This window comes from Paenibacillus sp. USDA918EY (assembly GCF_009870825.1).
Lineage (GTDB): Bacteria > Bacillota > Bacilli > Paenibacillales > Paenibacillaceae > Paenibacillus_AQ > Paenibacillus_AQ albilobatus.
Map to the genome: position 1 here is coordinate 76,262 of NZ_WTWY01000003.1, position 20,856 is coordinate 97,117.

Consider the following 20,856-nt stretch of genomic DNA (forward strand, 5'->3'; position numbering starts at 1 on the left):
TTCTTTCAACTCCACAACGTTTAAGTTTTCTAAACAACATGCCAGCGTATCCATGTCTTCATTTGGAATTGTGAAGAAAATATCCGGATGGCCTTGCTCGGAACGCGAACGCCGTAACTTTCCGAAACCCAGCATTCATCGATTTGGGCTTGGCTGAATTCGTCCCAGACCAGCTCCACGGATATGTTTTCGTTATAGATGATGCACTTGTCAGTCCGCTCCAGAATGTTCATAGACGGCGGCAGAATGTATGTTGAACAATAATTTACGTCCGCTGCTTGCTGCACGGAAGATGGGGCCGGCTCCAAACGATCCTGAATCTCGAATTCGCCTGGCCTTAGCGTCAACTCACGGCAATGGACCAAACCGCATTTGTTCACATACCCATGGTGCATTCCTTTAAAATAGTTTTCTTGGAAAGCAACGCATTGACTGAAGGTTTCTTCCCTCATTTCGAAAAGTTGAAGCTCCTCAAAATCATTTTGCTCCTTGCCGTTAATTTGAATCGTATTATGGGATTTCGTGCCGCGAAAATAATTGCGCATCCGGTAATCGGCGGTATAGACGTAACAACCCGGATCGATAAAAATATCTTCCCGATTGACTTGGAGTTCGAAGCTCAGCTGATCATTATGGCTGTGGGTTCCTTGGCCATGGAACGACAACTCTCCGCACCGGACCAAACAATAGGCCTCTTCGTTGCGGAGTATGAAATATCCGCCGTCCGGATAGGAGCACGATGTTAACGGGATGGACTTCGGCAAAGTTTGCTTCGGTGGTTTTCCCGTCATCCAAAGCGCTTCTTCGGAAAAGTCACGCCCGATCACCCGAAAATCGTCCCTGTCAAATAATTCTCCCGCAACGGACAAGATGTGCCGAAAATCGTTTTTAATCCATTTCCCATATCGGGATACGATAAGCAACCGCCCGTCATCGGCATCCCCGATGAGCGGGGTCCGGCCATCCGGTTTCATGGTGTGCATAATACATTCGCACATTTTCTCCAACCGGTGCATATAGCGATCGGAGAACAACAGATCATTGCGCTGGCATAATAGGGTCACCACCAAAAAGCATTCCGTAACCAGCCGATGATAGGACGTCGAAGCCTCATAGTTGCTCCCGTCCTCATGCATCTGAACGAACATTTCCCGTTCGATTTCCCGGGTTCCGTAGGTCAGCCAAACCTCGGCATCTTTGCCCCATGCGTGTCGACCCTTTGGACCATCCCTGAAAAATAAACCTAAACTGATGAGACCCGCGAGGTTCGATAAGTAATGATTCCCCGTATGGTCGCCGCCGTTCTCCAAATTTCGGATGATATATTTTCCGTGCATAAACAGAGTCTGGTTAAACCTTCTCCAAAAAGCTTCGTGCAGAGACGGGCTTTCCGAAAAAAAATGGTATGCGGCGATCCAGTTCACGGCCCGGATGGCCACGTCCATCGCACAAGTCCAGTTTACGGACATTTCGACCGGATTCTGTATGATCCAATCTTCGACCTGCGCCTTAAATTCCAACGCATATTTTTCATTGCCCGTAAGCCAATAGGCTTTCCCCAACGTAAAAAAATGCTGGAAACGGGAAAGCTCCCAAGGAACCTTCACGTCTGCAGCATTACTTAAATCGATGATCGAAATCTCTTTATAAAATCGGTTCTCCCAACGGTGATTTGTTTTGAAGTCTTCATTCCATGGGAGGCGCTCTCCCAGATAGGTTAAACTCGACCCTAACAAATTAAAGTAGTGCGAACAAATAAGCTCCGCTTGTTCAATGATGTCCTGCTCGCAGTTTAATGTCCGCATCATTTCAACATATTCAGCTTGTTGTTGGGGATTGAAGAGATATCGGCTCCGAGTATGAAAACCTTCCAATTGAATCGAAACAGCCTTTGTCGGAAAAACAAGCAACCGATATTTTCTAAAGAAAAAATACAGCCGGTCGAACCCTTTTCGCCAAATCTTTTTTAATGCAACATCTGCCGGCATGTCCCCGAGTTTTTTTACTTTAGCCAAAAACGAAGCCGTCGGCATCCTTCACTCTCCATCATGTTTTGTCAAATTAATTAAAGAATCCGCGGGTGTCGATAAGAATCTTCTCCTTCAAGAGGTTCCGGTCGATGTCTGAAAACGCATGATGATTGACCAGCAATAACACGATATCGGACTCCCGGATGGCTTCTTCCTTGCCCATCAATACCGTATGCTCCAGCTGCAGAAATTCCGGCAGTTGATTCACATAGGGTTCAACGATATTAAGTTTTCCGATTTGACGGGCAGAAAGATTCTTGACGATCTCAACGGCAGGACTTTCCCGCAAATCCTCAATGTCAGCCTTAAACGATAACCCCAAACATGCAATCACCGGTTCTTTAAAACGTTCAGCCTTTTCAATGACACGGTCGACGATGTAACCAGGTTTAAAGTTGTTTACGGTTCTTGCCGTTTGTATCAATTTCGATTGTTCGGGCGCGGCGTCGATTAAAAACCATGGATCCACCGCTATGCAATGTCCCCCCACTCCAGGACCCGGCTGCAAAATGCTGACGCGGGGATGATGATTAGCCAGCCTGATCAGCTCCCACACATTAATCTTCAGATGGTCGCAAATGACGGACAGCTCATTGGCAAATGCTATGTTTACATCCCGGAACGAGTTTTCCGTCAGCTTCGTCATTTCAGCTGTTCTTGCATTCGTCTCGAGAACTTTACCGTTAATAAAGGACTTATAGAATTCCGTTGTACGCTGGGTTGATGCATGATCGATGCCGCCGATGACCCGATCGTTTTCTACCAGTTCGCGCAGGATTTGTCCAGGCATGACTCTTTCGGGGCAATGCGCGATAAAAATTCGATTGCACACCGACTGCGGCGCGTCGGACAAGCTTAAGTCATTTCTTGCTTCCAGGATCCAGTCCGCGATTTTCTCGGTGGTTCCAACCGGGCTGGTAGATTCGAGAATGACAATATTGCCCGGTTTAAGCAGAGAGATGATCGTCTGCGTTGCTTGCCGCACATAGGTTATATCCGGTTTATGGTGTTCCGTAAAAGGCGTAGGCACGGCCAGAATAAAAACATCGGCCTCTTCCGGTTCCATTGAGGCACGGAGTTTTCCGCTTTGCACGGCGGCTTTGACCATGATGTCGAGATCGGGTTCAAATATATGAACCCCGCCGTCATTGATCAACTTCACGACGTTTGGATTGGTGTCGACTCCGTGAACTTGAAATCCCTTAATAGCCAGCAGACTGGCTGTAGGAAGGCCGATGTAACCGAGGCCTACGACGCAAACTTTGTGAACTGTTCCGTTCAAGGTTTATCCACCTCTTAAAAAATTTCGATTTTTTGCTTCTCCCGGCTTAAAATTTGCTCAATCTCATGCATAAGCGGAAGCTTCAGATCACTTTGTTGAAGAGCAAATTGAATGGTAGTAAGGATGTATCCCAATTTCTCCCCTACATCAAATCGCTCGCCTTCAAATTCGTAGCCAATGCATCCCTGCCGTAGAATTAACTGCTCGATCGCATCGGTAAGCTGGATTTCGCCTCCATACCCGGCTTTCTGCCTTTCTAACAAGGGGAATATCTCCGGCTTCAAAACGTATCTTCCGATAATAGCCAGATTCGAAGGTGCCAATGCCGGCTCCGGTTTCTCAACGACACTGCGCAGTCTGTGGGTCCTTCCATCGGCGTCCAGTTGACCCCAGGGATCGATTACGCCATACCTGTGCGTTTGTTCCCTGGGAACGGTTTTTACGCCGACGACCGAAGTGCCGAATACTTCATATTGTTGAACCAACTGGCCGATACAAGGGATTTCCGACCTGACGATATCATCGCCAAGAAGAACGGCAAACGGCTCTTGCCCGATAAAATTTCTTGCGCACCAGATGGCATGGCCGAGCCCTTTCGCTTCCTTTTGGCGGATGTAGTGGATTTCTACTTCGGATGAGCGGCGTACTTCCTCCAGAACTTCCAGTTTCCCTTTTTCAAGCAAATGATGTTCAAGCTCATGCGAATAATCGAAATGATCTTCGATGGAGCGCTTGCCCTTGCCGGTCACAATAATAATCTCTTCGATGCCGGCTGTGATCGCTTCTTCGACGATATATTGAATGGTTGGCTTATCTACAATCGGAAGCATTTCTTTGGGCATCGCCTTGGTCGCGGGCAAAAACCTCGTTCCGAGTCCGGCTGCCGGTATAATGGCTTTTTTAACTTTCTTCATGACGACTCTCCCCCTCTTGTGCGGTCTTTTTTTTATGTATTGAACTCAACGGCCCATGCTGTTGCGCTCACAGGGACAGGCCGCTCTTCAAATAAAATCGAAGCATATGCTATAGCCCCATCCTCCGACATAGCTCATGTTTCGATTCGAAAAAAATTCCAATAAAATCGGTGGGCATCTAACCCGTCCTCACATCACACCACTGACGATAAACGTCTAAGGTATTGGCATACCCACAGCATGACCGAGTGCCTACTTGTGATAAAGGTTCAGTAGACATAACCTCATCTTCGTTACTAATGGACCGGGAATTAACTGCCGTAATAATAATGGGATTCCGCTTTGCCGGTCCTTTTATTGTTTAAGACCACGCCGAGAATGTTGGCCTTGGCGAGCTCCAGTTTTTCTTTGGTTTTTTGGACATGTTCCCTTTTTACCTTGCCTGCCTGCACGACGATGACAACGCCGTCACTGACCGAAGCTACAATCAGGCCGTCTGCCACTGCCATCACCGGCGGAGTGTCAATCAGGATCACATCGTAGTCGTCCCTCCAGCTCTCCATGATTTCTTTCAACTTTCCGGACGAGAGCAGTTCCGTTGGATTTGGCGGCACCGGGCCTGAGGTAATAAGCTGCAGGTTATCGACGCCTGAGTGATGTATGATTTCTTCGCAAATGCTTTGATTCGCCAGAATGTTCGATAAACCGGTCTTATTCGAAACATTGAAAATCCCCTGCAGGGAAGGCCTTCTCAAATCGGCATCGACCAACAGTACCCTTTTTCCTTCCTGGGCAAATGCCACCGCCAAATTGCTTATTGTCGTTGTTTTCCCTTCCGCGGCCTGGGTTGAAGTCACCGCTAAAATTTGAATTTTATGGTTCCATCCCAGGAACTGGATGTTTGTGCGCAGATTGCGATAGCTCTCCGATATATTCGACCTGCGATTGATATTCATAATAAGTTTGGTTTTATTGGCTGAGCTGCGCATAGTTTTCACCTACCTGTTTTTTAATTTTTGCGGAGGAACGTGTTTTAAGATCTTTTCTTCTCATTTTTCGGATCGCTCCTAGCGTCGTTAGGTCCAAATATTTTTCAACATCCTGTTCTGTTTTTACCGTGTCATCCAAGTAATCCAGCAAAAATGCAATACCGATGGCGATCATCAGCGAAGCTATGAATGTGATGACGACGTTTAGCTTGACGTTCGGGCTGACCGGTACGGGATCGGGCTCCGGTTTTGCCTTATCCAAAATGGTGATGTTATCGATTTTCATGATTTGCGGAATTTCTTCTTTAAACACTTGCGATACGGCGTTTACGATCTGCATGGCGTGACTATAGGAAACATCGCGTATTTTGAGAGTGATCACTTGAGAATTTTGGGTGGTAACGACTTTTATTCGTTCGCTTAAATCGGCGGAGGTCTCTTTTATTTCAGGGAACCTGCTTACAACTTTGTCCATGATGGACGCCGACGAAATAATGACCTTATAGGAATTGATCAGCATGATATTCGAATTGATTTCGTTAATATCCAGAGACTGCGCGCCGTTCCGGTCCGCGCTCATTTTGTTGACGATCAGCGTGCTTTGGGCCTCATATTCCGGCGTCATCATGAATTTGCTGTACAATCCGGCGCCGGCGGTGCAAACCGCTACGAAGACGATCAAAAACCACAGTCTTTTTCTCAGCATCTGCATCATTAATTTCAATTCCATGACAAACTCCCCCAACTTTTGTCCGATTTCACCGGGCGGCATTTTTTCCCGGATTCAAATATGCGCATTGCCGATGTTTCCTCCAAGGATCAATTGGACTGCATGCTGCCGCAGCGTATCCAGGTACGATGAACCGCACAGCCTTTCGATCGCCTCGTGTCCTTCCTTCGTAAAAAAATTCCGCCGCTGCAGATTGTGCGCGTCGCTCCCGATCAAATGGATCCACCGTTTGCCGCATAAATAGAACGCCGTCTGCTGAACCTCTTTGCCGAAAAGGCCGGCCAGCGACTGGGTCGTCGCCTGGAGCCTGACGCCGTCTTCCTCGATCCAGCGCCGCACTTGATCCGGATTCCGGATGATGCCAAGGTTCCGCTCGGGATGCGCGATCACGGGATGAATGCCGTGCTTTTTCATATAGGAGACAAAATCGTTGAAACAACCCGGCACGCCGCGGGCCGGAAGCTCGACCAGCAGATAGCGGCTTCCGGCCAAGGTCTGAAGCCTTCCCGCCCGATGTTCCGCCCGGAACGAATCGGTTAACCGGAATTCCTGCCCCGGCAGCACGTTCAGCGGAATGCCGCTTTTTTTCAGCCTAAGGTTCAAAGCGGCCACGCGGCGCCGGATTTTGCCGGCGGCATTGGCATATCTTTTGGTGGCATGATGCGGTGTGGCGATCACGGTTTGAATGCCTTCGCCAACGGCGGCTTTGGCCATCCGGATCGCGCCTTCCATCGAACTTGGACCATCGTCCACGCCGGGAAGGATGTGACAGTGGGTATCAATCATCGTATCAACACCTGTTTCCATAACTTTTGTAACAATATGTATCATTATAAGGCGAATCGACAGCATCTTTTGTTGATTCCGACTGAAATCAGGGGAGCTTTGGCGAAAAGACGGATGATGCGAAATCCTTGCGCCAAGAGGCAAACCATGTGTGTTATCAAGGGATTTAGGAACCTGATTTCTTAGGTATATGGTTTCAAAATAAACATTCGCTATTGACGACACTGTTAATTTACGATACATTTTGTATCATGTCAAGCAGTTATTTCTCTGCGCTTGGCATCGTATACGGAGGGTGGGAACGAATGAAGAGTGGTCACCGGATTGCAGAGTTGCGGGAACGGAGAGGTTGGACTCAAGAGCAGTTATCCGCTTCGATCGGCATCAGCAGAGCTGCGCTGTCTCATTATGAGAAAAACCGGAGAAAGCCGGATTATGAAACGTTAAATCGGCTGGCGGACCTGTTCCAGGTTTCGATCGACTATTTGTTGGGAAGGAGGGAGATGGCCGATGCTTCCGCAGAATCGGAACTGAATGTTCTGGAGCCTTGAAAACGAGCGAAGCTACAATCCCGATACATAGGCTTGGTCCAAAAATTTAACGCGAAAAGGGCTTTGCTGGTGCAGAGCTCCCGACAAAAGCAATCCAAACGGCGCAGGCGGTACCCGGGCCTGCTATACACCCTGAACGCTAAATCCAAAAAAATCGATGCAATAAGCTTTGCGCGCCGGACGCCCAACATGTATAATGGATTAGCAAACATATGTTTGCCTATTTCGACATCGTCAGTCAGAGGAGGCATCATGAAAGGTTCTACGCATTTGGCGATCGGCGTCGCCATCGGAGCGGCCGCGGCTGCCCACTATCCGTTCACGCTGGAGCATGCCGCGATTTATGTTGCGGTTTCCGCGCTATCGGCGCTTAGCCCCGATCTTGACGGACCCAGCATGCTCAGCGCAAAGATCGGGCAGTTTTCCAAATGGCTGCGGGAAATGCTGTATTGGTCGGGTCTGCTCTTGATCGTTATCCTTGCCTGGCTGTATTTCGCCAAGCATTTTTTTGTGATGGAGTATTCGTTGGCAGCGCTCAGCCTGTTTCTGCTCGGACTCATTATTAAAGACGGTCTTTTCCGCAACATTTTTGTCTGCGCCATCGGCGTGGCGCTGGCTTACGTCGGCCTGTCCCGCCAGATGCCGTGGTTGATCGGGTTCGGATTGTTCGTGGCGGTCGCCCCATGGCTTAAACACCGGGGTTTAACGCATACCGTATGGGCGCTCGCATTATGGGCATACATAGGTTCCGGCCTTGAGGAACAGCTTCGGGTCGAAGGCATCATGCTGGTGGCAACCGCAGGTTACCTTTCGCATTTGGTTGCCGATACGCTTACGCCAAGCGGCGTGAAGTGGCTGTACCCCATTCTCAAAAAATCTTTTAAGCTTCCGATAGCTTAAGCGGGATTCGTCCGCCGGTCCGATGGACCATCCATCCCGCACGTGGGGGCAACGGAAGCGAAGGCCTCACGGCGAAGGATCGGAACAAACGGATCAACCGAAAACGGGCTCACGTGGCCAAAATACGTCCAAATGAACTCTTCAGCACTGCGCGTGTACTCTGCATTCCAGGAGACATGCGCGGCGTTTGGAGAGTTTTTTGGGTTCCGCCCAAAACGTGGCGCCCTATGCTTGTTCGATGCATATAATCATTTCCAATGCAGATACTTTTAACTTGAAGGTGCGTGCCACAAATGGTACATATTGTAATAGGCCGGCTTTGATTCATCATATTCTGCATTTAAGGAGAAGAGCGGGTGGCTAAAAAATCGATTTTTGCCGTTTGGATCAGCCTGATCAGCAACGTGGTGCTGACGGCGCTCAAAATCGTCACGGGTCTTATTTTTAATAGTAAAGTTCTCGTCGCGGACGGGATCCATAACGCGGGAGACGTCGTGGCGACCATCGCCGCCTTGACTTCCGCCCTTGTCGCCAGAAAACCGGCCGATGAAGACCATCCCTACGGCCATGGCAAAGCCGAAGCCATCGCATCCGGCCTGGTGTCCATCATTTTGATCATGGCGGCGCTGCTTATGGTCTACAAGTCCATCGAATCTTTCTTCTCTCCCCCTGCCGCGGCCAGCTGGATTTCGCTGATCGCCGCCCTGATCTCTTTGATATGGAAACAGGCGCTGTATATGTACTGCATCCGGATCGGGAAAGCGGAAAACAGCCGCAGCCTGATCGCAACCGCCTACGACCATATTGCCGACGTCTACGCGTCGGCCGCCGCCGTGATCGGGATCGCCGTTTCGCTGATCGGCGACAAATACCATATCGCGTATACGGAATACGGAGATTCCGCCGCGGGGATCATCGTCTCCTATCTCGTCATCCGGCTTGGCTATAAAATGGGCCGGGAGGCCATCGATATTTTGATGGACAAAAACGTGACGAACGAGCAGCTGCAGCAGCTGACCTCGATCATTTATTCGGTTCCGAACGTGAAACGAGTGGACAGCATCCGCGCCAGGGAACTGGGCAACGCGATTATCGTGGACGTAAAGGTAAGCGTTCCGAACCAATTGACCGTCAAAGAAGGACATGACGTGAGCCGCGAAGTGAAGCAAAGCATCATGAGGCGGATGAGGCATGTCGGGGATGTTATGGTCCACTTGAATCCGTGGTACGCGGACGGAGAAGAGGAATGAAGAAAGGGACTGCCCATGGTTGGGGCAGTCCCTGTTTATTATCCGAGATCCGGCACATCCGTCAGGCTGACTTCGGTACGGTCCGTTCCGTGAAGCTCGAAAATGACAAGCTCGTTGCTGCCCGTTTTCAGCAGCGGAGCCGGAATGTACAACGCTTTTTGCGGCCCGGCTTCCCAGTAACGTCCGAGGTTGAAGCCGTTGATATAAACGACGCCTTTCGTCCAACCGTCCAGACGGATAAAGGTATCCGCTTTTTCGCTGACTTCGAACAGGCCTTTATAAAACGCCGGCGCTGCCGACTTCGCTGCCGTCTCGCCTTCCTTCAGCGGCGCAAAGGACAATGCCGACAAGTCGCTGAGCGGCAGCGGACGGATCGTCCAATCGTACAGGAATTGGTTGCCGAGACGAATGCCTTCCGTAACGCCTTTCGGGTCCCTCATCAGCGGCCCGTAATTCACGCGGCCCATGTTTTCCACGAGCACGTCAAGCTGCAGCCCTTCGGCCGGGATTTCGAGCGGAATGCCTGCCGGATTCCAGCGTTCCACCGTGCCGACGTACTCGCCGTTCGCGAAAATGAGCGCGCGGTCGCGCACATCCTGCAGCACCAACTCAAAGCCGTGCCGCGGACCGCTGATCCGCGTGGAATAAAGGATGAAGCCGTAATTTTGGCCCACTTTTTCCATCGGCTCCGGACACGCGCTGCGGACCGGCTGCGACAGCTGATCCAGCTGGCCGAACAATTCGGCCTGTTCCGTCATCTGCACGGTGCCGTACGCCTTTTTGCGGATCGGCTCAGGCAATTCAAGCTCCGGCAGGTCCGTGTAACGGGAAAGCACCTCGCGTACGGCATAAAACTTCGGCGTCGGATCTCCCCACTCGCTGAGCAGCGTATCGTAATCGTAGCTCGTAACCGTCGGCTCGAACTGCTGGCCGTGGTTGGCTCCGTTATAAAAGCCGAAATTGGTCCCGCCATGGAACATGTAAAAGTTCACCGAAGCGCCTTCCTCAAGCATCTCCTCGAGCGCTTTCGCCACATCTTCCGCAGGCCGTGTGTGATGCTCCTCCGTCCAATGGTCAAACCAGCCGTTCCAAAACTCCATGCACATCAGCGGACCTTCCGGCTGGTATTCGCGCAGCTTCGCGAACGCCTCCTTCGCCCTGGAACCGAAGTTGACCGTCTCCAGCACGCCTTCCACCATGCCGCCTTGAAGCATATGGTCTTCCGGACCGTCGGAGGTGAACAGCAGCACGTCGATGCCGCGGCTGATCATGCCTTCTTTCAAGTAATTCAAATACTGCTTGTCATTGCCGTAGCTGCCGTATTCGTTTTCGATCTGCATCGCGATGATCGGCCCGCCGTTTGTGCATTGAAGCGGTTTCAATCTTGGCAGCAGCTCGTCGAAATAGCGGTCCACTTTATCGAGGAACGCGCGGTCGAAGCAGCGAAGCCGCATGGAGGAATCCGCGAGCAGCCAGGCAGGAAGTCCGCCGAATTCCCATTCGGCGCATATGTACGGGCTCGGACGCACGATAACGTGAAGCCCCAATTCACCGGCTAACCGGATAAACGCTTCGATGTCCGCCAGTCCGTCAAAGACGAATTTTCCTTCTTCCGGTTCGTGAATATTCCATGCCACGTACGTTTCGACGGTATTGAATCCGCACGCTTTCAGCTTCAGCAGCCTGTCGCGCCAATATTCAGGCACAACGCGGAAATAATGGATGGAACCGGAAAAAATGCGAAGAGGCGTGCCTTCATAAACAAAATCATTCCCTTGAACCTTAAACTCTGCCATTGAGCTTGATCTCTCCCTCTCTGTGCCTTTTTTTGGCCTTTCCTGCCAATAGCCCTGTCCGGCTTATTATAAGCCAGAATCAGGGCCAGTGGGTGAACAATTTTGACAAATTTGCTTCTTCCTTTTGCTCAAAGCCCGTTGCTGACGATCACTGCTGTAAATGTGGATTCGTTTCTATGACGGCAATTGAAACAAAACCGTTTTGATCTCCGCCGGTCCCGCGGCGATCGCGCCGAGGTCGGCTTGATCCAGCGGCTCCTCCATAATGTTGCTGTGTCTCGCTTCTTCTACCGGGAAGGCGGGCTTGGCCGTCAGCAGCCGCTCCTCTTTCGCCGCATTAAACCAGCGCGCCACGACAGCGCCGCCTGTGGACATTTTCAGCGCGGAAAGCATCAAGCCTTTCCCTTCCCAGGACAGGTAAGAATGAACAACCGGGAGGCTGCCCTCATGAACGCCGGTCTGCAGCGTCAGCCACGGCACCTGGAATTGATGCGCCAAAATCATGGCCCCTTCTTCATCCAAACGTGCTTCCGTGCGGCCAGATTCAGCCGGGGCAAACGGGATGATCATGAGGCGTGCCGCATGTTTCCCTTTGCACTGCGCCCCGGGCGTCGGAAAATGACCCCAGTCGCCCATCTCGCCAACCGCTCTCAGCAGCGTTACGGCAATCACCGCCGAATCCTCCTGCATGATTTCATATTCCGGCAGCCCCTGGTTGGCGATCAGGAGGCCTTGCGTTTCATCATGTAGCGAAACAAAAGCCTGCTGATGATGACAGTTGCTCGGATTTCTCCATTCCGCCGCCGGGACATTGTTTCTTTCCGCCACTTCAAAGATGGAATCCGCCTGATGCGTTTCCGCGGCGATGCCCGGCTTGAACAACATCCGGAGCCGATGATCTTCCGCTTGGTTATCGAACGCGGACTCGACAAGAATGCCCTTGCCTTCGCGTTCCAGCGTCACCCGGGTATGAATGCGGAATTCCGTCATGACGGAAGACCGGCCCGCGCTCCGCCCCGTAAACCATACCAGCTCCCGCTGCTCCTTGCGGAGCGTCTCGTCCGCGGAGACAGGAATTCGCAGCGTGTGCGCAATGTCGAAGGAAGCCCGAAACGGCTCGTCTTCGGCCAGTGTGACGCTTGCAGCAAGATCCCTCGTCGTAATCGGCAAATCGCCGTCCGGCTGCTTGTACATATATTCGTTCCCGATGTCGCCGGTGTCCTCGTAGATGCACAAATCGCGCAAAATCCGGCCGGACGCTTTATCCAAAACGGTCAGGGAGCCGTTTTTTTCGATCGTCACCGCCAAATGCCCGTTCTCCATGCGGTTTCGTCCGGTCACCAGCGAACGGCGCTCGGAGGCGATTGGAGCCAATCCGTTAGCCGATTCGAAGGAATCCGCATGATGAGCGGAACCGGTCGCCGCTTGATTCCCATGGATGACGGCGAAAGCTTTATGCCCCAGCGCGGGTACCCGTCCGGCTTCGAACCGTACCCGGATTTTTCTTTCAAAATAAGGCTGGCGGAAGCGGTCCTCCGGCAAATCGTAACCAAACGCGATTCCCAGATCCTCATCATCAAACGGAATTTCGTTTCCATCCGGATCGACCAGCCGCAGAGGCCCGATCGGCAGCGTGCGCAGCGTTTTTTTCATTTCGGCAAAACCGATCCCGCTCCGGAAATAGATCCGCTCCAGCGCAAGCTCCGCCGTTGCGACGCCGGAACGCTCCCAGCCGGTCGTATTCCACACCGCCAGCGGATACGCCGTTTCTCCCTCCCGAAGAACATTGCGAAACGGGCTCGTATCGATGTCGCCTGCAAGCACGTCCAGGCTGTCGCTGACGATCGCCTCGCCCACATGCCTGCTTTTCGCAAACCGCGCCACCATTTCGTCATGCACCTCGTCCACGCTGCAGCCGCAAATGCTGTCATGGGGATGGTTTTGCATTAGCGTTTTCCAGGCATATTCGAGCAAATGATGCGGGTACGGCGCTTTCCCCGTCAAATGGGCGAAAACGGCCAGCGGCTCGGCTGCCTTTTCCAGCAACGCCTGTCCCCGGTTGTTCATCTGCTTCAGGTAGATGCGGGAGGATGCCGTATTGACCAACGTCGACCAACCGTCCGTATGCTGGCTGCGAAGCTCGCCCCGTACGACGGACAGATGCTCCGGCACGGTTCCGGACACCGCGAGAGCGTAATCCGCCAGATTGGAATGGACGAAACGATGCGCCGGGAACAAACGTTGCGCCGTTCGGATCGCTTCTGCCGCATCCGACTGGACCGGCTGGTGATCGCATCCGTTCATCATCAACACATGCGGCGTGGAGGCGTACCTTTCCGCATCCTTCAGCTTTTGCTCCCAGTAGGCGCGCGCTTCCCCCGGTTCCGTCGGCATTTCGTTGCCGTTGCTGTACCAGTTGGCGAACAAAATGCCAAGCACCCGCGAACCGTCGGGGGCTTCCCAGATCATTTCGGAATAAGGGGATTCGTACGCCGCCGTCTCGCTCACCTCGTTGTTGAAGCCCGTCGGCTTGACGCCCCGGCCGAAAAACGCGTTGCCGATGCCGGCCTGCCGCAGCAGCTGCGGCGCCTGCCCCATATTGCCGAACGAATCGGGAAAATAACCGATTTTGCTTACCGCTCCGTAGCGGGCCGCGTCCCGGTGCCCGTACAGCAGATTACGCACGTTGGCCTCGCTGCTGGTCAGAAACTCGTCCTGCAAAATATACCAAGGGCCGACATGGATGCGGCCTTCCCGGACATATTTTTCAACCTGCTCCCGCTTTTCCGGGCGAATCTGCAAGTAATCGTCCAGCATGATCGTTTGCCCGTCGAGATGAAAGCTTTTGAAATCCGGATCCTTTTCCAGGATGGCCAGCAGCTCGTCCATCAGCTTAATCAGCCGCACATGGTGTTTTTCATAGGGCAGATACCATTCCCGGTCCCAATGCGTGTGTGAAACGATATGTACTGTTTTGGATTGTGCCAATATTCCGCTCTCCATTCTGTGGTTTTTTCTAGAGCAAAAGCCAGTGGCCCGCCATCCGCGTTTCGTGCCGCATGTTGCGGGCCGCTTGTCTTAGACGTTTAACCGACGATGCCCGTCCGTTCCACGCTTTCCACGAAATACCGCTGCACAAACAGGTACAAAATGATGAGCGGTGCGGTCAGGAGCAGCACCCCGGTGTTGAGGAGCATCGACTGGTACACCAAATCCGGTTCTTTGCCGAGCGCCGATCCCATATCCATCAGCTGCGTGGAAAGCACCTTCACCTTGCTCAGGAAAAGCGAGACGTAATAGCTGTCATTCCACTGCCACACGAACGAAAACAGGACGACGGTAACGATGGCGGGCACCGCGTTCGGCAGCATGATCCGGCAAAAGGTTCTCAGCACGCCCGCGCCGTCCACGAACGCCGACTCTTCGATCTCCTTCGGAATCCCGCGGAAAAACTGGCGGAAAATATAGATGTACAAGCCGTTTTTCAGCCCCATCGCGGTCGCCGAGGAAATGAGGAACGGCCAGAAGGTGTCGATCAGGTTCAGGCTGGATTTGCCCGTAACAAGCTTGATCAAACCGAATAAGTCGAAATACCGGTACGTTAAATACAGCGGAATCATGATGGTCTGCGGCGGCACCACGATCGTGAAAATGACGAGGCCGAACAGCAGGCCGCTGCCCCGGAACTTCAGCCTCGCAAAGGCATAAGCCGCAAGCGCGCAGGAGGCCAACTGAATGATCGTCGTTCCCGCCGAGATCAAAAACGTATTCAGCAGGGCGGGGAAATATCGGGTCGCCTCTATGGCGATTTTGATGTTGTCCAGCGTAAAATGCCGCGGAATCCAAAGCACGGTCGGATCGTAGATGTCGACTTTGCTGCGGAAAGCCACCGACAGCCGCAAAAACAGCGGGAACAAAATGATGAAGCAAAAGCCTACGATCATGACGGTGCGCACGACTATCCACAGCCAAAGTTTGGATTTTTCCAGAGGGTTAAACCGGTACTGGATGATATCCGCGTAAGCGGCAGGCGATTTCATAGCCTTTTCCTCCTATCAGTCATAGTAGAATACCTTTCTGGAAATGATGGCCGTCGAAATGCCCAGGATCGCCGTCACCACCGCAAAATAAACCCAGGACATCGCCGCGCTTTGGCCGAATTCGAACGATTTGAACGCCGTTTCGGATATAAGGGAGTTGATCGAATTACGGCTGAAGGAATCGATGATCGAATACACCGTATTCGTCAGGATAAGCGGCGTCATCATCGGAAACGTCACCTTCCAAAAAATTTCGTAACCCGTTGCCCCTTCGATCCGCGACGCTTCGTACAAAGACGGGGAAATCGATTGCAGCCCCGCCAGAAAAATGAGAATCTGCACCCCGGACGAGCTGATGATTTCGTATATCCGGTCTACGGCGCCCGTAATGTAGTTGACGAACACCGGCGCAAGTCCCGAGTCCGTCAGCATTTTTTTCAGCTCGAAGCTTTGCAGCATTCCGCCGCCGCTGCCCCCGCTGCTTCCCGACAAGGTCGAGCCGCCGACAAAGCTGCTGATGTCCAGATTGGCGATCGCTGCGGATGCCAAAATGACCGGCAGGAAAAAGATCGCTCTCGCCAGCGCCCTTCCCCGGAATTTCTGGTTGAGCAGCACGGCGGCGAACAAGCTGAAAATGATGATGATCGGCACGTTGACGACCATGTTCGTGACCGATTCGGTCAGCTTGCGCGGATAATCCGGGTTGGTCGTAAACAGGCCCGAATAGTTGGACCAGCCTTTGTAATCGACGGCAAAACCGCCTTCAACGAGCCGGATCGTGCTGAGGCTGAACCGGAAGGACTGGATCAGCGGCAGCAGAAACAGGATGATAAGCCCCAATATGAGCGGCGTGGCGAACAAAACGCCGTAGAGCTGCTTTTTTTGGGACAAGGTTAACGATTTTCTGAACATGTTATTCACCGCCTACGTGATAGCTCTGCGGCTGAAGCTGCAGGCCGTCCACGGCCACCGCCGCCCGGTTGTAATTGACCGTCACGGTTATCCCGTTTTCGTATGTCGTTCGGACGACGCCCGGAGCCAGGCGGACGTGGGCCGTAATGACTTGGTTCCTCACCTTCGCCAGCACCGGGTTCGACTCGCCGTACAGCCTGGCCGCCTCGTCGATCCAATCCTTATAGTTCAGCGCATACAAGCCGTTATAATCCGTATCCTTTACCGTGGAAGCGTCGCTGGCGAACCATTGGTAATATACGGCCGAGCCGGTTTCCAGCGATTTCAGCATGGCCAGGCGCGGATTCTGCAGCTCGCCCATGTTGTACGGAGCCCCGGCGATATTGAAATAGCCGTGAAGCGCGATTTGGAAAAACGGAATCTCTTCGTCGGTAATATTGAGCCTGCTGCTGCGTTCCGGCGCGTTAACGATCCAATCGGCGTACGGCAGGCTGTACGCGTTGCCGCCTTCAACCATAAGCGAACCGGTTTTCGTTCGGAGAAGCTCCATCGCCTTTACCGAAGCCGCCTGCGAATCCTGCCTGCTGACGGGATGGCTAGGATCGAAATCGGAATGGACCTCGCGCCCCAAATCCCGCAGCGACAGCCCTGGAACGCCCAGCTTGGCGTAGTCGGCCAAAAATCCGTCCACCTGCTTAGGCAGCTGCCGCGGCGAAAGGAGGTAGTGGGAAAACTTGCCCGTATCCTTCGCATGCGTCACCGGATTATAAGCGAATACCTCCGCCTTGCTGCGGTCAAGAAGCGTTGCCGCGCCTTTCGCACCTTTGTATTTTTCCAAAAACGCGGCGTCCGGGTAAAACCCGAATCCGTTTCGTTTCATGAAATCCGCCAGCTTCAACAAGCCCTTCTTGCCGCCCAAAGCTCCGGCCGCTGAAACGTCGCCCGGGGATGTGTGGCGGATCCCGCCGTTAAACCAGCCGACGAACCGCAGGTCGATGTTTTGGACGCCGGCGGTTTTCAGCTTGCCGACGATCGTTTCCGCCTCCGCGAAGGTCGTCAACGGCTCCGTCGACCGGTAAGGAATGCCGAGCAGCGATTTTTGTTTTTGGAACGCCCCTTCAAGTTCGAGCATAAACGGGCTATCGGCGGAAGCCTTCAAAGGCTTTAAATCGTATTTGCCCGCCAAATAGCTGCGGTAAGCCGCCGCCATTCCGGTATAATTTGCGGCATCGCCGGACAAAAACGCATACCGGACCTGCAGGTTTCCTTGATATTTGCCTGTCTGAAACATCGGCACCGCACTCGTTTTCGTGCCGGAAGACAGCGTGTAATAATCCATCGCCGTAACCTGGAATTTGCCGCTGACCGTATTGTAGGAATCGTTGCGCCCGCTTATATCCGCCGCCACGCTGGCGCCCGCTTCCCCGTCCTCGATGATGCCGACGAGCGCATGGTCGTTTTGCTTCAGCCCGAACACCGGCAGGCGGGATGCTTCGTTCGTCTGGATTTTCTCTTTCACGTCGAAAGCCCCGTCATTGCCGTAGATCGGCAGATCGTACCCTTCGGCGTTCAGCTTTTGGTTGTTCAGGCGAATGAGCGCCCCGGAGCCGTCGGGCACAAAAATATATCCTTGTTTTCCGGCATCCGCCGCGCCGAAAAATTTCAACAGCTGCAGCGAGGCGATCGGAAACGACTTGCTTGCTTTCAGCTCCTTCGCGGGAACCGATACGACGAGGCTGTCCCCGTCCAGCGCATACACCACCGGGACGGTAAATTCCGCTTCCTCGGATGCGGCCTCTTCGCCGGCCCCGTTCGCTTTGTTGTCCTGCGCGGCATCCTCGGCGGTGTAACCGGCTTCCTCCAGCACCGCGGACATCTCCTCCGCTACGTAATCCTGAAGCTTCCTTGCTTCATATACCTGCTTTTTTTCGTCAAAGCGGAACTTGTATTTGATGTCGTCCCGCTTTTCCGGATCTTTGATTTTGGCAAGAATCCCCTGTTCGAACCGGTCCTTGCCGATCACTTTCGGGATATTCGGGAAGGACTGCTTCACGTTGCCCATCCGGTAATCCACGCGGATCCCGTTATCGGCGGGTGTCATTTTGAACTGCTGTTTGGCCACGCTGTCGTCAAAGCTGTTAAAAGCGTTTATTTGCCCTTTATCGTTATAGTAAGTAAGCAGCACCTGCGCCGACAGCTCGGATTTGTACAGCGGAGACGCTTTCGGATCTTCGTTTCGCTGCGGCGGATTGGTGAACCATACGTACCCGTTTTCCTTCTCCTGCACGGCGATTTCCGCCGTCTCCCGGTTCACGAACAGCTTCAGCCGATCGTTTTCCGCCGCCACTTCCATCGTTTCCAGCGCCTTAAGCTCTTCCGGCGTGTTCGGAGACGCCTGCTTATGCTGCGTGAGGTTCACGGAAAAGCTCTGTCCTGCCGAAGCTGTTGCCGCCCCGCCTTGTTTCGAAGCTTCCGTTTCGGCCGCCGCTTTCCCTTGCGGCATGACGGCCGCAGCCCCTGCGGCGCCCGCCGTCAAAAGCAGCGCGCACAGGATGGCTGCCGCTTGTTTTTTGCGAATGCCCACGTTCCATCCCTCCTTCTGGCGCTACATCCTGAACGTGATTTCCCTGTAGATGGAGCTTGCGAAATTGATCATTTGCTGCAGCATGCTGAAGAAAAGCACGCCAAGGAAGATGATGATCCCCATCACGACCAGGGTCAGCAGCATCGTAACTATCGTTTTCCCGGCGGAATATTGGTGCACGGTCATCGTGCCGGTAAACAGCAGCCAAACGAACCAAATCATCGCGATCGTATCCAGCAAATAATAAAACGAGCTTTCATCCGCCGTAATCGCGTTGCTGTAAAGCACCTGCGGAAAATAAGTCAGCACCAGCGGCAGCAGGGAATACGCCGTCGCGATCATGATTTCGGTGAACTTCCCTTCCCCGTCCATGAGCGTCGTCAGCGACCAGTTGGCGATGCACCATAGAAAAAACGGAAGGAGGATGAACTTCAGCTCATTCAGTGTGCTCAATTGGTCCGGGTTGTTGAAATTGACGACAAAGCCGCCCCACTGGCGTTTCACGATCATGGCTACAACGAGCAGCGCCACGATGGAAAAAGCCACGCCGAGCCTTCCCTTCCGCTCGTATTTCATTTCCCAAAACCCGTTAAACGGATGAAGCAGCGTGTAGAACGGATTCCGGATGATGCCGAATTCCCGGTAGAACTGCCCCTTCGCTTTACGGCCCGCCAGCTTCACGGCCGCGATCACGACGGCGATCGCCAGCGCGATGACGAGGACGATCGTGCCGAAATGCTCGAATACGACTTCCTTGCGATAGCGTTTGAACGCTTCGGAATAATACTCGCGGCTGTTCCCGAGCTTGAAGTAGCTCATCGCCTCGCGGTTATCCCCCTGCTTGAGCAGCGATTTGCCGATGCCGATGTAAGCGACGTCGAAATTCGCGTTCAGCTGGAGCACCCGCTTCCAGTCCGCGGTGGACTCATCCGTTTTGCCTTCGCCGAGCGCAAGCACGGCGCTTCGGATCAGGCTGCCGTAGGTCGTCGGCGCAAACACCGACAAACGGCTGTTATCCTTATCCAGCACGGCGATCCGGTCGCCCAGCATGCCGATCGCCGCCGGCGTGCGGAAATTGCCCTGCTGGCTCCCGAGGCCGCCGAATTCGTACAGCAGGTTGCCGTCCTTGTCGTAGGTGAACACCCGGCCGCGCTTCGCATCCAGCGCGCTGTACATCCCGGCCCGATCCGCTATTACGTCAACAAAGATCGAGCTGCCGGTGACGCTTGCGCCCTCGAGATTCCCGACATCCCCTTTGGGCGGGAAATAACCTTTGCTGCGCAAAATGTCCGTGCCGGAAGGGTTGAGCCGCTTCAACGGCTGATCCGAATTTTCCTCGGACGTGGAGGTATAGATAAATCCGTTTTCGTCCACGTCCAAATTGTTGAATTCGATCGGGATAAACTGCTGCATCTGCTCGCGTTGCGCCTTCGTGGAAATCCGTTTCCAGAACAGGTCCACCGGGCTGAACTTGACGCGGTTGGTGCCGATAAAGCCGCTGAAGGCCCCGTCCGACTCGAATTCCATGATGCCTTCATAACTCCCCTGGCTGATGACGTACAGCCTTCCCGCTTTATCGACCGCAAGCTTGGTCGGCGTATACTGGAAGCCCTTCCGAAGGAGCGTCGATTCCGGCTCCGGGATGATCCTTTTCAGCTTTCCGCCGTTGTCAAACTCGACAATGCGGCGGTTATCCGTATCGGCGACATACATGTTCCCGTCCCGATCCGCAAAAACGCCCTGCGGCCCGCTTAAGGCGTCTTTTTTCCCGTCATGGTCGAAACCGCCGACAACTCCCGCAAGCTTCAAATCACGATCCAAAATCACAATCCGGTTGTTGCCGGTATCGGCGATGTACAACTTGCCGCCGGGACCGGCGTACAGATCCTGGGGAGCGGACAACGGTCCCGCGCTCCAGTCGCTTCCGTAAATCACCTGCTCCAGGGCATAAGGATCGGGAGCCGGGACCGGCGTTCCCCAATACGAATAATTGTAAGTTTCGTTTGCCGACGCCGGGGCCGCCTCGGTGCCGGAGGCCAGAAGCAGCGCGATCATGATTGCAGCGAACCATCTCTTCATCTGTCAGCCCCCC

The 20,856-nt window shown here is 53.3% G+C and carries 14 protein-coding genes and 1 pseudogene; 3 read left to right on the forward strand and 12 right to left on the reverse strand.

The features are described 5' to 3' along the window. Window positions 1-29 precede the first annotated feature (29 nt). From GQY55_RS08100 to GQY55_RS08125, 6 genes are all read right to left on the reverse strand, one after another. The gene (locus tag GQY55_RS08100; RefSeq protein ID WP_160040003.1) at window positions 30-1,808 is read right to left on the reverse strand and encodes an alginate lyase family protein; all 1,779 of its coding nucleotides are present in this window, start codon (window positions 1,806-1,808) and stop codon (window positions 30-32) included. Window positions 1,809-2,061: 253 nt separating this feature from the next. Continuing rightward, window positions 2,062-3,312, reverse strand: coding sequence for a UDP-N-acetyl-D-mannosamine dehydrogenase (gene wecC, locus GQY55_RS08105; RefSeq protein WP_160040004.1), 1,251 nt, complete (start codon window positions 3,310-3,312; stop codon window positions 2,062-2,064). A gap of 14 nt (window positions 3,313-3,326) precedes the next feature. Beyond that, a complete protein-coding gene (galU, locus tag GQY55_RS08110; protein ID WP_160040005.1) occupies window positions 3,327-4,226 on the reverse strand; it encodes a UTP--glucose-1-phosphate uridylyltransferase GalU in 900 nt (299 codons plus the stop codon). Window positions 4,227-4,537: 311 nt separating this feature from the next. Further along, on the reverse strand, window positions 4,538-5,182 hold the full coding sequence (locus GQY55_RS08115) for a CpsD/CapB family tyrosine-protein kinase (protein WP_236575487.1): 645 nt from the start codon (window positions 5,180-5,182) through the stop codon (window positions 4,538-4,540). A gap of 13 nt (window positions 5,183-5,195) precedes the next feature. Next, window positions 5,196-5,945: a YveK family protein gene (locus tag GQY55_RS08120; protein WP_160040007.1), complete on the reverse strand. Its 750-nt coding sequence runs from the start codon at window positions 5,943-5,945 to the stop codon at window positions 5,196-5,198. Between the two features lie 54 nt (window positions 5,946-5,999). After that, window positions 6,000-6,752, reverse strand: coding sequence for a tyrosine-protein phosphatase (locus GQY55_RS08125; RefSeq protein WP_236575488.1), 753 nt, complete (start codon window positions 6,750-6,752; stop codon window positions 6,000-6,002). Window positions 6,753-7,036: 284 nt separating this feature from the next. Between GQY55_RS08125 and GQY55_RS08130 the strand changes: the two are divergent. From GQY55_RS08130 to GQY55_RS08140, 3 genes and pseudogenes are all read left to right on the forward strand, one after another. Further along, a pseudogene (locus GQY55_RS08130) lies at window positions 7,037-7,264 on the forward strand (helix-turn-helix domain-containing protein); the annotation flags it as partial. Between the two features lie 270 nt (window positions 7,265-7,534). After that, a complete protein-coding gene (locus GQY55_RS08135) occupies window positions 7,535-8,182 on the forward strand; it encodes a metal-dependent hydrolase (protein ID WP_160040010.1) in 648 nt (215 codons plus the stop codon). 356 nt (window positions 8,183-8,538) lie between these two features. Continuing rightward, window positions 8,539-9,432, forward strand: coding sequence for a cation diffusion facilitator family transporter (locus GQY55_RS08140; protein ID WP_160040011.1), 894 nt, complete (start codon window positions 8,539-8,541; stop codon window positions 9,430-9,432). 38 nt (window positions 9,433-9,470) lie between these two features. On the opposite strand, the gene GQY55_RS08145 is transcribed toward GQY55_RS08140, so the two are convergent. The 6 genes from GQY55_RS08145 to GQY55_RS08170 form a co-directional block, all read right to left on the reverse strand. After that, complete coding sequence (locus tag GQY55_RS08145) at window positions 9,471-11,228, reverse strand: glycoside hydrolase family 35 protein (RefSeq protein ID WP_160040012.1); 1,758 nt, start codon at window positions 11,226-11,228, stop codon at window positions 9,471-9,473. A 174-nt stretch (window positions 11,229-11,402) separates the two neighbouring features. Continuing rightward, a complete protein-coding gene (locus tag GQY55_RS08150; RefSeq protein ID WP_442953606.1) occupies window positions 11,403-14,231 on the reverse strand; it encodes an alpha-mannosidase in 2,829 nt (942 codons plus the stop codon). Between the two features lie 83 nt (window positions 14,232-14,314). Beyond that, the gene (locus GQY55_RS08155) at window positions 14,315-15,268 is read right to left on the reverse strand and encodes a carbohydrate ABC transporter permease (protein ID WP_160040014.1); all 954 of its coding nucleotides are present in this window, start codon (window positions 15,266-15,268) and stop codon (window positions 14,315-14,317) included. Window positions 15,269-15,283: 15 nt separating this feature from the next. Further along, window positions 15,284-16,180, reverse strand: coding sequence for a carbohydrate ABC transporter permease (locus GQY55_RS08160; protein WP_160040015.1), 897 nt, complete (start codon window positions 16,178-16,180; stop codon window positions 15,284-15,286). Window position 16,181: 1 nt separating this feature from the next. Next, entirely contained in the window at window positions 16,182-18,764 is a 2,583-nt protein-coding gene (locus GQY55_RS08165) for a DUF5696 domain-containing protein (protein ID WP_160040016.1), read from the reverse strand. 21 nt (window positions 18,765-18,785) lie between these two features. Further along, window positions 18,786-20,843, reverse strand: coding sequence for a YIP1 family protein (locus GQY55_RS08170; RefSeq protein ID WP_160040018.1), 2,058 nt, complete (start codon window positions 20,841-20,843; stop codon window positions 18,786-18,788). Window positions 20,844-20,856 lie beyond the last annotated feature (13 nt).

Bases quoted from the DNA above. Each gene is read 5' to 3' on its own strand.
- GQY55_RS08100 (WP_160040003.1), bottom strand. From the start codon at position 1,808: ATGATGCGGACATTAAACTGCGAGCAGGACATCATTGAACAAGCGGAG.
- galU (WP_160040005.1), bottom strand. From the start codon at position 4,226: ATGAAGAAAGTTAAAAAAGCCATTATACCGGCAGCCGGACTCGGAACG.
- GQY55_RS08160 (WP_160040015.1), bottom strand. From the start codon at position 16,180: ATGTTCAGAAAATCGTTAACCTTGTCCCAAAAAAAGCAGCTCTACGGC.
- GQY55_RS08170 (WP_160040018.1), bottom strand. From the start codon at position 20,843: ATGAAGAGATGGTTCGCTGCAATCATGATCGCGCTGCTTCTGGCCTCC.
- GQY55_RS08120 (WP_160040007.1), bottom strand. From the start codon at position 5,945: ATGGAATTGAAATTAATGATGCAGATGCTGAGAAAAAGACTGTGGTTT.
- GQY55_RS08155 (WP_160040014.1), bottom strand. From the start codon at position 15,268: ATGAAATCGCCTGCCGCTTACGCGGATATCATCCAGTACCGGTTTAAC.
- GQY55_RS08125 (WP_236575488.1), bottom strand. From the start codon at position 6,752: ATGGAAACAGGTGTTGATACGATGATTGATACCCACTGTCACATCCTT.
- GQY55_RS08115 (WP_236575487.1), bottom strand. From the start codon at position 5,182: ATGAATATCAATCGCAGGTCGAATATATCGGAGAGCTATCGCAATCTG.
- GQY55_RS08150 (WP_442953606.1), bottom strand. From the start codon at position 14,231: ATGGAGAGCGGAATATTGGCACAATCCAAAACAGTACATATCGTTTCA.
- GQY55_RS08145 (WP_160040012.1), bottom strand. From the start codon at position 11,228: ATGGCAGAGTTTAAGGTTCAAGGGAATGATTTTGTTTATGAAGGCACG.
- GQY55_RS08135 (WP_160040010.1), top strand. From the start codon at position 7,535: ATGAAAGGTTCTACGCATTTGGCGATCGGCGTCGCCATCGGAGCGGCC.